The 11,378-nt window shown below is 61.8% G+C and carries 9 protein-coding genes and 2 pseudogenes; 8 read left to right on the forward strand and 3 right to left on the reverse strand.

Going from position 1 to position 11,378, the window contains the following annotated elements; translation table 11 throughout:
• The first annotated feature begins 51 nt into the window (after window positions 1-51).
• From AAZU54_RS16735 to AAZU54_RS16745, 3 genes are all read left to right on the forward strand, one after another.
• Complete coding sequence (locus tag AAZU54_RS16735; RefSeq protein WP_434727421.1) at window positions 52-957, forward strand: LysR substrate-binding domain-containing protein; 906 nt, start codon at window positions 52-54, stop codon at window positions 955-957.
• A 67-nt stretch (window positions 958-1,024) separates the two neighbouring features.
• A complete protein-coding gene (gene hisN / locus AAZU54_RS16740) occupies window positions 1,025-1,816 on the forward strand; it encodes a histidinol-phosphatase (protein WP_434727422.1) in 792 nt (263 codons plus the stop codon).
• Window positions 1,817-1,915: 99 nt separating this feature from the next.
• A complete protein-coding gene (locus AAZU54_RS16745) occupies window positions 1,916-2,647 on the forward strand; it encodes a hypothetical protein (RefSeq protein ID WP_434727423.1) in 732 nt (243 codons plus the stop codon).
• A gap of 25 nt (window positions 2,648-2,672) precedes the next feature.
• Here AAZU54_RS16745 and AAZU54_RS16750 read toward each other — a convergent pair whose 3' ends face one another.
• Both AAZU54_RS16750 and AAZU54_RS16755 read right to left on the reverse strand, forming a co-directional pair.
• The gene (locus AAZU54_RS16750) at window positions 2,673-3,557 is read right to left on the reverse strand and encodes an alpha/beta hydrolase (protein ID WP_312151971.1); all 885 of its coding nucleotides are present in this window, start codon (window positions 3,555-3,557) and stop codon (window positions 2,673-2,675) included.
• A 101-nt stretch (window positions 3,558-3,658) separates the two neighbouring features.
• A complete protein-coding gene (locus AAZU54_RS16755) occupies window positions 3,659-4,636 on the reverse strand; it encodes a LysR substrate-binding domain-containing protein (RefSeq protein ID WP_186554532.1) in 978 nt (325 codons plus the stop codon).
• Window positions 4,637-4,988: 352 nt separating this feature from the next.
• On the opposite strand from AAZU54_RS16755, the gene proV reads away from it, so the two are divergent.
• The 5 genes and pseudogenes from proV (at window position 4,989) to AAZU54_RS16780 (ending at window position 10,752) form a co-directional block, all read left to right on the forward strand.
• Window positions 4,989-6,149 (forward strand): glycine betaine/L-proline ABC transporter ATP-binding protein ProV, encoded by a 1,161-nt coding sequence (gene proV / locus AAZU54_RS16760; RefSeq protein WP_186554531.1) that lies wholly within the window; start codon window positions 4,989-4,991, stop codon window positions 6,147-6,149.
• A 31-nt stretch (window positions 6,150-6,180) separates the two neighbouring features.
• Window positions 6,181-7,131 (forward strand): glycine betaine/L-proline ABC transporter permease ProW, encoded by a 951-nt coding sequence (gene proW, locus AAZU54_RS16765; protein WP_186554530.1) that lies wholly within the window; start codon window positions 6,181-6,183, stop codon window positions 7,129-7,131.
• A 58-nt stretch (window positions 7,132-7,189) separates the two neighbouring features.
• On the forward strand, window positions 7,190-8,218 hold the full coding sequence (gene proX, locus AAZU54_RS16770; protein WP_312151975.1) for a glycine betaine/L-proline ABC transporter substrate-binding protein ProX: 1,029 nt from the start codon (window positions 7,190-7,192) through the stop codon (window positions 8,216-8,218).
• 58 nt (window positions 8,219-8,276) lie between these two features.
• Window positions 8,277-9,332: a GlxA family transcriptional regulator gene (locus tag AAZU54_RS16775; protein WP_186554528.1), complete on the forward strand. Its 1,056-nt coding sequence runs from the start codon at window positions 8,277-8,279 to the stop codon at window positions 9,330-9,332.
• Between the two features lie 465 nt (window positions 9,333-9,797).
• A pseudogene (locus tag AAZU54_RS16780) lies at window positions 9,798-10,752 on the forward strand (AraC family transcriptional regulator).
• A gap of 515 nt (window positions 10,753-11,267) precedes the next feature.
• On the opposite strand, the pseudogene AAZU54_RS16785 reads toward AAZU54_RS16780, so the two are convergent.
• Window positions 11,268-11,378, reverse strand: a pseudogene (locus AAZU54_RS16785) (IS110 family transposase); the annotation flags it as partial.

Genomic DNA, 11,378 nt, shown 5'->3' on the forward strand with positions numbered 1-11,378 from the left:
CGCTGGCCAGTCGACTTAACATCCCGGAATCACTCCTTGCTTAGGCGCCCCATGCAAACCAAATGGATCGACGATCTGCTCGCTGTTGCGCAAACCAAGAACTTCTCCCGCGCCGCAGAAATCCGCTGCATCACGCAGTCGGCCCTATCGAGGCGAATTCGCTCGTTGGAAGAGTGGGTCGGCGTCGAATTGGTCGACCGCGGCACCTACCCGGTGCAGCTGACCCAGGCTGGGCAGACGTTCTGCGAGGAGGGCGGCGAAGCGTTGGCCACCTTCATGCAGCTGCGCTCGGTACTGCGCCGGGGCGAGCGCATGCCGGGGCGTTCGATCCAGGTGGTCGCCGGGCACACCTTGTCGATGACCTTCGTGCCACAGTGGTTCGCCGCCTTCCAGCGCCGTAACGGATACTTCAACGCGCGGGTGTTGGCCGACAACGTGCAAGAGGCGGTGATTGCCCTGGCGGAAGGCAACTGCGACCTGATGATCGGCTACAGCCACCCGCAAGTGCCGATCTTCCTCGACCCGGACAAGTTCGTCGGCCTGCGCCTGGGCAGCGACCGCTTCATTCCAGTGTCAGCGCCCGACGAGCATGGCCAGCCGCTGTTCTCCCTGCCCGGCACGAGCGCGCAACCGATTCCTTACCTGGGCTACACCGCGACCTCGTTTCTTGGCCGGGTGGTCGACCTGATCCTGCGCGCGGCGCCCCAGCCCTTGGCGCTGGAGCGCTTTCATGAAGCGGACATGGCCATGCACCTGTCGCGGATGGCCCGCGAGGGCTATGGCATCTGCTGGCTGCCGGAATCGGCCGCGCAGGATGAACTGGCCGCCGGCCGCCTGGTGCACGCGGGCGGCGCACAGTGGTGCGCAGATCTGGAGATTTGGTCGTTCAAGGCAACCGGCAACAGCAACCCGACCATGATCGAGTTGTGGCGCTCGCTGGAGAAGGATGTGCCGTGATCGGACCTGACCGAGCCGCATAGCGTCGGGTATGATGCGCCCCTCATCACTCCAAGAGGCCTGCCCCATGTCCCTGAGCGCTGCACGAATTGGCGAATTCCGCGCCTTTGCCGAACAGTTGGCCGATGCCGCCGCTGCGGCGATCCAGCCGTATTTCCGAGCCAGCCTGGACGTCGAGGACAAAGGCGGACGCCTGTACGACCCCGTGACCGTGGCCGACAAAGCGGCAGAAGACGCCATGCGTGCGTTGATCCAGGCGCGCTATCCCGAGCACGGCATTCTTGGCGAAGAGCAGGGCGTGGCAGTAGGCAGCAGCCCCTTGACCTGGGTCCTGGACCCGATCGACGGCACCCGCGCGTTCATTACCGGCCTGCCGCTGTGGGGCACGCTGATAGCCTTGAACGACGGTGAGCGCCCGCGCGTGGGGGTGATGAACCAGCCGTTTACCGGCGAGCGCTTCGTCGGTACCCCTGAAGGGGCTTGGCTGGGCAACGCTGCACTGAAGACCCGCGCCTGTAGCGACCTGGCCTCGGCGACCTTGATGTGTACCACGCCTGACATGTTCGATACCCCGGCGCGCAAGGCGGCCTTCGAAGCGGTGGCTGGCCAGGCGCGCTTGATGCGCTATGGCGGTGATTGCTACGCCTACTGCATGCTCGCCTCGGGTTTTGTCGATGTGATCGTCGAGGCCAGCCTGCAGCCGTATGACGTGCAGGCACTGATGCCGATCATCGAAGGGGCGGGTGGGGTGATTACCGCCTGGGACGGTAGCTCGGCGCAGAACGGCGGGTGTGTGGTGGCCTGTGGTGATCCGGTGTTGCATGCCCAGGTGCTGGAGATGTTGCGCCACGCGATGTGATGCGTGGCCTTCACTGCACTTTTTCAACTTTCCGCGCTCTATGTCTGGTCAGGCTGAGCCGATCCCCGGCCCCGTCGTTGATCTCAGACCCCGGTGCCAATGGTTGTCCCAGTCTCCCGACATTGCTCGCGCCTGCTGCTGGCAGGCGCCCTGATCGCCCTGTACGCGTGCACCCAGCAACAGGGGCGCGACATCGTCAGCCAGTTCGGTGACGGCAAGCCCAGCGAGTTGTTCCAGACCAGCGTCGACCGCATGGCCACGCTGTCGATGCGCGACAATCTGCAGAGTTTGTACCTGCTGATGAACAAGCTCTACCTGCGCAATCCCAGCCAGTGGAAACAGTCCGGCTACCTCGATGCCGCTACCGCCGAGCGGCAGATTCGAGTGGCGATCGAGCAGCGCCAGCCCTTGGCGCAGTTGGGCGAACGGCGTGACCTGGCGGCCTTGAGCTATGCCTTGAGCCCCGAGTTCCGGGGCGATCGGGTGGGTGCCTTCATCTACGCCATTGGCAGCATGATCATCACTGCCCACGGCGGGCGCACCGAGTTCTACATGACCGATGCGATTGACCCGCTGTTCGTCAACAACGCCGCCCGCAACATCGAAAAAGCTACCTGGATGCTCAGCCAACGCCAGGATGCCAATGGCGTGTTGCTGCTGTTTTCCAATGAGATTTCCGAGGAGGGCAGTAACCTGAGTTTTGCCGTGGAGTTCGGCAAGATCGTCGCGCGCCTGGATCTGCTGGCACAGATGCTCGACGAGCGCTATCGGCGGATCGGCCTGAATTATGCGCAGAGCTTGTTGCTGATGAATTTCTTGCCGGTTCAGTGAGAGCTCAAAGGCCCTCGAATCGCTATCAAAGCAGTCCACGAATCGCCTGCTGATAGCGCTGCCCAGCCAAACGCATGCTGTTGTTATGGCTCGCCCCCGGCACCAGCAACAAGCTCTTGGGCTCCTGCGCCGCTTCATACAACTGCTCACTAAAGCGCGGCGGGACAAATCGGTCATCTTGCCCATGCACCAACAACACCGGCATGCCGACATCCTTGATCTTGTCGATCGAGTCGAACTTCTGCGACAGCAACCAACGCACCGGCAGCGCGGTGTCAGCCACTGCGGCGGCGACATCGCCCAGGGAGGTGAAGGTCGACTCCAGGATCAAACCACGAGCGGCAGCGGGGGCGCCGTCGCTCTGCGCCTGGCGCGCCAGTTCTGCGGCCAGCTCAACGGCCACCGCGCCGCCCAGCGAGTGGCCGAAGATCAGCCGCTTGTCGCGGTCTGGCTGCAGTTGCGCGAAGCGCTCCCAAGCGATGCGCGCATCCTCGTAGACGGTCGCCTCCGACGGCAGATCGCCCCGGCTCTGGCCGAAGCCGCGGTAATCCACGGCTAACACCGAATAGCCCATGGCATGCAGTTGTTCGATACGAAACAGCTGCCCGGTGAGGTTCCAGCGCACTCCGTGCAGGTAGAGGATGGCGGGGGCATCGGCGCGCCGCGCCGGCCACCACCAAGCGTGCAGGCTTTGATTGTCGGCAAAGCTGCGCGGGCGCAATTGGAGTTCCTGGACACCTGCCGGCAGGCCGTGGAACCAGCTAGCGTTACCGGGTTCGATGCGAAACACCAGTTCGCGCTCTTTGTGTTGCAGCACGGCGCAGCCGGTCGGTAGGCCGACCAACAGCAGGGCCACGCACAGCCAGCTGAGCCAGCGGCGTTTGAGATGATCGAGCAGGGGAGTTGGCATGAGGGGCGTTTTATCAGAAGCCGTAGTGGGTTTGTCGGGGAAATTGCCCAGTGGCGTATTCGGATGATTTCAGGTTGTGTCAGTCCGCGCCTCAGAGGCAACTAACCCGCTTGTTGCTCCCCAGGCTGCTGGTACTGCCCCAACAACCAATCGCGCAAGCGCCGGCAACTGGAGTCATGCTCCTTCTCTTCGTTGAACGCCAGGTAGTGGAAGGTATCCTTGAGCACCAGCTCATGCGGCACCGGCCGCACCAACAGGCCGCGCTCGACCAGGGTTGCAACCAGATGATGCCAGCCCAGCGCCACCCCTTGATGATTCTGCGCAAGCTGCACCAGCAGGTTGTAGTCGTTGGCGTTGAAGTAGTGCGGCGCCTGGCTGGCGCGGCGCTTGAGGTCGATATTGTGAAAGGCCAGCCAAACGTCCCAGTCGACATGCTCGGCCACTTGCGAGCGGCCGTAGGGGCTGAGGTTGAGCAGTGCGGCATCGCGGATGTTGTCCAGCGTGCACAGCTCAGGGTGTTGTTCCAGGTACTGCGGTGAGCAGATCGGGTAGACCACATCATGGTTGAGCGCCAGGCAGCGGTAGCCGTCGTGGATCTTGCCCAGCTTGGTGATGAAGATATCCGGACGCACCCCAGGCTCCATCGACAGGAAGTTCTGGGTGGTGATCAGGTTGATGTCGATGTCTGGATGTTGTTCGAAGAACAGTGGCAGGCGCGGTGCAAGCCAGAGGTTGGCGAACGCCGGCGAGCAGCACAGGGTCACCACGTGCTTGGTGGTGGTGTTGCTGCGAATGCGCTCGGCCGCCTGGGAAATATTGACGAACGATAACTGCACCGCATCGAAGAAGATCGAACCGGCCACGGTCAGCTCAACGGCGCGGCCTACCCGGGTGAACAGCTGCGCGCCAAGGTGCGCTTCCAGCTCGCGAATCTGCCGGCTCACGGCGGCCTGGGTCACGCACAACGCTTCGGCGGCACGGGTGAAGTTCTGATACTTGGCGGCCGCGACGAACACCTTCACGGCGCGTAGCGACGGCATCTTGATCAGGGTCTGATCGGGCTCGGTGTGTTTGACCATGAGGGCAGATCAGATCCTTGCTGTCAGCGGGGCGGGCTGACCACTGTAGCGATTAAGCAGTGAGGTGGTAAACCACGATCGCCACCCTGGCCATATTGATAACTCCAGGTAATGGTTTGCGCCCTACAAATGTCGTTGGACCCGCTATTCGCCGAGGCCTAACGTTAACTCAACGGCGCGGCATTGAAGCGATCGATGTCGATAATTTTACAGCAGGAATTTCTGCGTGCCGGGTTGACTCCACGTTCCGATTTGAACGACTGCCAAGCGTCCTCGTACTGACATTCAACGCCTGCACGGCGTGCCAGTGCGAAGTGTGAATTTGGTTATAAAGATAATAAAAGAGGGTCGTATGAAGCAGGCCGATGAAATTCTCTCGGTGAACAACATCTTCAAGGTGTTTGGTCCCAACCCGGACCTGGCCATGCAGATGTTGCGCAAAGGCGCCGACAAGCATGAGATCTTCAGCAAGACCGGCCATGTGGTCGGCGTGTTCGATGCAAGCTTTGCCGTCAAGCGTGGCGAGATCTTCGTCATCATGGGCCTCTCCGGCTCCGGTAAGTCGACCATGGTGCGGCTGTTCAACCGCCTGATCGAGCCTACCTCTGGCAGCATTCACCTCAACGGCCGGGAAATCACCGGGCTATCCGACAAGGAACTGCTCGATGTGCGCCGCAAGGAAATGGGCATGGTGTTCCAGTCCTTTGCCTTGATGCCCCACATGAGCGTGCTGCAAAACACCGCCTTTGGCCTGGAAATCGCCGGGGTCGCCGAGCAGGAGCGCACTCGCCGTGCTCGCGAAGCGCTCAGCCAGGTCGGCTTGGCCGGGCACGAGCACAGTTACCCGCACCAGCTGTCCGGCGGCATGCAGCAACGCGTTGGCCTGGCCCGGGCACTGGCCAACGATCCGACCATCTTGCTCATGGACGAGGCCTTCTCCGCCCTCGACCCGCTGATCCGCAGTGAAATGCAAGGCGAGCTGATCCGCCTGCAGGCCGAGCAACAACGCACCATCATCTTCATTTCCCACGACATCGAAGAAGCCATCCGCATCGGCCATCGCATCGCGATCATGGAAGGCGGCAAAGTCGTGCAGATCGGCACCCCGCAAGAGCTGATCAACCAGCCCGCCAACGACTACGTGCGCACCTTCTTCAAGGGCTTTGACAGCTCGCGCGTGCTCAAAGCCGGCGATGTCGCCGAGTTCGACCCAGAGCTGGTCTGCCGGGTCAACGGCAAGGCGCCACGCTTCAGGGCCGGGGTGCCGTTCGGCTACCTGGTAGACGAGTGCGGGCAACTGCTGGGTGTGGTCGATACCGCTGCCGACGGCGCCGCGGCCACGGATCGCTACAGCCTGCACGAACGGCAACCGGTATACACCGACACGCCGCTGCACGAGGTGCTGGATATCGCCGCCACGCTGCCGTACCCGGTGCCGGTCCTCGACCGCGAGGGAGCGCTCAAGGGCACCTTGTCGAAGAACCAGCTGCTGCAGACCCTGAGCCGCCACTAAGCGTCAGCGACCCTTGCCGAGGTAAGCCCTAATGTCCGAATTCAGTCTGCTCGACCCGTTCCAGTCGGCCACCATACCGCTGGGTGACTGGGTGCAAGCCACCCTTAACTTCCTGGTGCACAACTTTCGCGATGTGTTCCGCGCCATTCGCTGGCCGATCGACCAAGTGCTCAATGGCATCGAGATGATCTTGCAGAGCATCCCGCCGAGCATCGGCATCCTGCTTTCGTCCCTGCTGGGTTGGCAGCTGGCGGGCAAGCGCATGGCCCTGTTGTGTTTTGTGACCTTGACCCTGCTTGGCCTGATCGGCGTGTGGTCGGCGTCGATGACCACCCTGGCGCTGGTGTTGACCTCGGTGTTCTTCTGCGCCGTGATCGGCATTCCGCTGGGCATCTTCTGTGCGCGCAGCAATCGCCTGGAGCAGGTGGTGCGGCCGGTGCTCGATGCGATGCAGACGCTGCCGGCGTTCGTCTACCTGGTGCCGGTGGTGATGCTGTTTGGCATCGGCAACGTGCCTGGGGTGTTGGTCACCATCGTATTTGCCTTGCCGCCCTTGGTACGCCTGACCAACCTGGGGATTCGCCAGGTGCCGGAAGACAAGATCGAAGCCGCCCGTGCCTTTGGCTGCACGCCCCGGCAGATGCTGACCCGGGTACAACTGCCGCTGGCCACCTCGACCATCATGGCCGGCCTCAACCAGACCCTGATGCTGTCGCTGTCGATGGTGGTGATCGCCTCGATGATTTCGGTCGGCGGTTTGGGGCAGATGGTCCTGCGCGGCATTGGCCGGCTGGACATGGGCCTGGCCACGGTCGGAGGCATGGGCCTGGTGTTGCTGGCGATCTTCCTCGACCGCCTGACCCAGGCCATGGGCGCCCGCAGCAGTGCCGACCCGAGCCTGCGCTGGTACCACACAGGGCCAGTGGGCCTGGTCCTGCGCCTGTTTGGTGCAGGACACGCAGAGCGGCGCAAGACCGCCTGAGACAAACACATTCGAACTGCCGCACGTGAACATAACAAGCAGAAGAAGGTACGCGACGATGTACGAATCGAAGTTCTCCCGCAGCATCCTGCAATGCGCCTGCGCGCTGTCTCTGGTCGCCACCGCCCTGTGCGCCAATGCCTCGGCCGAGCTGCCGGGCGAGGGCGTCAAGGTCACGCCGATCTTCCCCTCGATCGCCGAAGAGCGCTTCCGTGGCGAAGTCGCCATGCAAGGCCTGCGCGAGCTGGGCTACAAGGTCCAGGAGCCGAAAGAAACCGAGTACGGGGTGATGATGGTCGCCCTGGCCAACGGCGATGCCGATTTCACCGTGCACCTGTGGGACAAGCTGCACGACAAGTTCTACCAGCAGGCCGGTGGCGATCAGGTGATGGTCAAGGCCGGCGACATCATGCCCGGCGTGCTCCAGGGTTACCTGATCGACAAGAAAACCGCCCAAGCGCACAACATCAAGTACATCACCGACCTGAACAAGCCCGAAATCGCCAAGCTGTTCGACACCGACGGCGACGGCAAGGCCAACCTGACTGGCTGCAACCCAGGCTGGGGCTGCGAGCTGGTGATCTCCCACCACATCAAAGCCTATGACCTGGACAAAACCGTACATGTCGACCAGGGCTCCTACTTCGCCCTGATGGCCGACACCATCACCCGCTACAAGGAAGGCAAACCGATCCTCTATTTCACCTGGGTGCCGCAGTGGATCTCCACGGTGTTGGTGGAAGACAAGGACGTGGTCTGGCTGGAAGTCCCGAAAACCGATCTGCCCGATGGCAACAACGCGGTCGACACCATGTACCAAGGCAAGAACCTCGGTTTTGCCGTGGACAAGGTTGAAGCGGTGCTCAACAAAGACTTCGCCGAGGAAAATCCGGCGGCTGCCAAGTTCCTCTCGCAGATGCAGCTCACTACCGCTGACGAGAGTGCGCAGAACTTGAAGATGCAGCAGGGCGAGAAGAAACCCGCCGACATCGAGCGTCACGCCAAGGAGTGGGTCGCAGCCCATCGCCAGCAGTTCGACCAATGGCTGTCGGCCGCCCGCGGCGCCGCCAGCCAGGCGAGCAAGTAACGGTCGTTTCCATCCGCCCCGGTAATGCCGGGGCACAGGCTGGCGGTGGAGTTGAGCCATGAGTCATTTCGAAAGCGTATTGAAGAACAGCAACCTGGCCCACCTCGATCCGGCTGGCCGCACGGCCTTGGCCCTGCCATGTCGGCGGGTGGCGTTTGTCTTGCGTGAGCACTTTTCCATGATGGCCTTCACAGCGGCCATGGACACCTTGGTCACCGCCAACCTGATGAGCTCCACGCCGCTGTTCCAGATCCTGGTGGTGGGCGAGGGCGCCCAGGTCATGAGCGACCTGGGAATTGCCCTGCCAGTCAATACTGCCCTGGCCGATCTGGAAGGGCAGGGTCTGGATGTACTGCTGGTGTGTGGTGGTTTTCGGGTTCGCTTGGAAAGCAGCTCCCTGCTGCGCGGCAAACTGCGCCAGGCCGATCTGCATGGGGCGCTGTTGGGCGGTTTGTGGAACGGGGCGTACTTTCTGGCCGAGGCTGGCCTGCTCAACGACCACGACTGCGCGTTTCACCCCGATGGTCGGGCGATGCTCAACGAGCTGTTCCCGCAGGTGCGGGTCAGCCGCCAGGCGCATGTGCTGGATCGGCGGCGCATGAGCTGCGCGGGGGCCAGCAGTGCGCTGGACATGATGCTTGGCTTGCTCGAACACAGTGGCGGCGAAGGCTTGCGCCGGGCGGTGGAGCAAATGCTGGCTTGCGACCGTTCGCGGGTGTTGAGTGATATGCCGGCTGCTGCGCCGGATATCGACCCAACGCTTCCGCGTGGCGTGCGATTGGCGCTGGAGTTGATGCATGCCAACATCGAAGACCCTATCGGCATCGATGAGATTGCGCAGCATGCAGGGCTGTCACGGCGCCACCTGGAGCGGTTGTTCCGCCGCCATGTGCAGGCAACGCCGCCCCGGTATTATCTGGAGCTGCGCCTGACCCATGCGCGGCAGCTGTTGCAGCATACGAGCAAGTCGCTGACTGAAGTGGCGGTGGCCAGCGGCTTTGTCAGTTTTCCGCATTTTTACCGGCGCTTCCGTGAGTTGTTCGCCATTGCGCCGAGGCAGTTTCGCGCCCGCAGCCAGGGCTGGGCGGGTCGGCCAGAGGGCGCTGTGCACTGATAGATGGGTATGCTCGGCTGGCCTCTTCGCGGGCAAGCCCGCTCCCACAGGGATCCATGTTGCAGTGGGTTTTTTGCTGTGCCAGCACAGCCCCTTGGGGCCGCGGGCCGCGAAGAGGCCAGGACACCCCGCAAAGTCAGATATACACACAGCGACATCTATCTACAGGCCCGCACTCGTGGGAGCGGGCTTGCCCCGCGAAAAGGCCGGTACTGCTGCAGCGCAATAGCGTTCGATAATCGGACAATCACATGCCCTATGCTGTCCGCTATCCGCCCGCCCTTCGCCTAGGTCGCATTGCCTAACCCCCGCCATATTGCTTAGTGTGTGAGCAAGCCACCGGTTGTCACTTGCCCGCTGTCACCTGCAACCGGCCCTATAGAATGACCGTGAACGACCGCGACCACGGGCCATGTGCCTGTAGGAAGCGGCGACCAGAACAATAACGAGCCGAGTGCCTTGCCTATGGAAAGCCGCCTGTTGAGCGAGCGCAGCAGCGTGTTCCATCATGCTGATCCTTATGCTGTATCCGATTATGTCAATCGACATGTCGGCCAGCACTGCATCGGCCTGTCGCGCTCCACCCATCCCCCAGGCCAGTCTGAGCCATCGCAAATTCGCCGAGCTGGACCTGTGCCGGATCAGCTATGGCGGCAGTGTGCGGGTTACCTCACCGGCGCTGGAAACCATCTACCACCTGCAGGTGCTGCTCAACGGCAACTGCCTGTGGCGCGGGCCGCAGCGCGAGCATCACCTGGTGCCGGGCGAGCTGCTGCTGATCAACCCGGATGATCCCGTTGACCTGACGTACTCGCAAGACTGTGAGAAATTCATTCTCAAGGTGCCGACGCGGTTGCTCGATTCGATTTGCGATGAGCAGCGTTGGTATCGGCCCAGTGGTGGGGTACGGTTCTTGCGCAACCATTATCGGTTGGAAGAGCTCGATGGCTTCGTCAATTTGCTGGCGATGGTGTGTCATGAGGCTGAGGTCAGTGACTCGTTACCGCGGGTGCAGGGGCACTACAGCCAGATCGTGGCGAGCAAATTATTGACTTTGATGAGTACCAACATCCGCCGTGAGAGCCTTGGAGCGCCGGGGGCTAGCCTGGAGCGGATCTTGGATTACATCGAGCGTAACCTGAAGCTTGAGTTGCCGGCTGAGGCGTTGGCGGAGCAGGCTTGCATGAGTTTGCGGTCGTTCTATGTGTTGTTTGATCGGCATTTGGGGACTACCCCTAAGCAGTATGTGCGCCAGCGTAAGTTGGAGCGGGTGCATGAGTGTTTGAGTGATTCGAGTTGCTCGGTGCGCAGTGTGACTGAGTTGGCGATGGATTATGGGTTTATGCATTTGGGGCGGTTTTCGGAGAGTTATCGGCAGCGGTTTGGGGAGTTGCCGTCTGAGACGTTGCGGCGGCGGTAGTTTTGGTTTTTGAGCATATCCATTTTTGTTGTCGACGCTGATTCACCTTTCCGCCCTTACGGCGGCTTACTTTTCTCTTGGGAAAAGTAAGCAAAACCGCTCGCTCCTACATACGGCCCTGCGCTGCGCTTCGGGTCCCTTCGCGCCGGCGCCTTCCGGACCCGCGCGGCCTACGATTTGCTGCGCAAATCTACATCTCGCGCCTTCGGCTGCGCCGAAGGGTGCTGGCGCACCTGGCCCTCCAGGCACCTCTGCTCAGCCTCCTGAAGTCGCGAATCTGCGGCGCCTGAACTTGCGCGTACGAAGATCAAGAGCAGTGAATCGCTACGCTCTCGCCAAAGCCAAAGCCAAAGCCAAAGCCAAGGTCTGAATTTTTCTTTTGTGTTGTTTGTTCCGGCCTCTTCGCGGCGGTTCGGCGCCCCGACAAGCCCGCGAAGAGGCCGGAATATCCTCCAAACCTGCGACAGATACCGCTCCGCACTTACGGCTGGCGGTATCCGTGGGAGATTCTATGGTTATGGGCAAGCCAATTTCATAGCTCTGGTGATGTATTCGCCCTGATTTTTCATCAGGGCGAAAGCCACGCGGGCAAGCTTTCGAGCCAAGATGACCAAGGCTTGGGTTGT

Origin of the sequence: Pseudomonas sp. Je.1.5.c, assembly GCF_051129895.1 — a bacterium.
GTDB lineage: Bacteria > Pseudomonadota > Gammaproteobacteria > Pseudomonadales > Pseudomonadaceae > Aquipseudomonas > Aquipseudomonas urmiensis.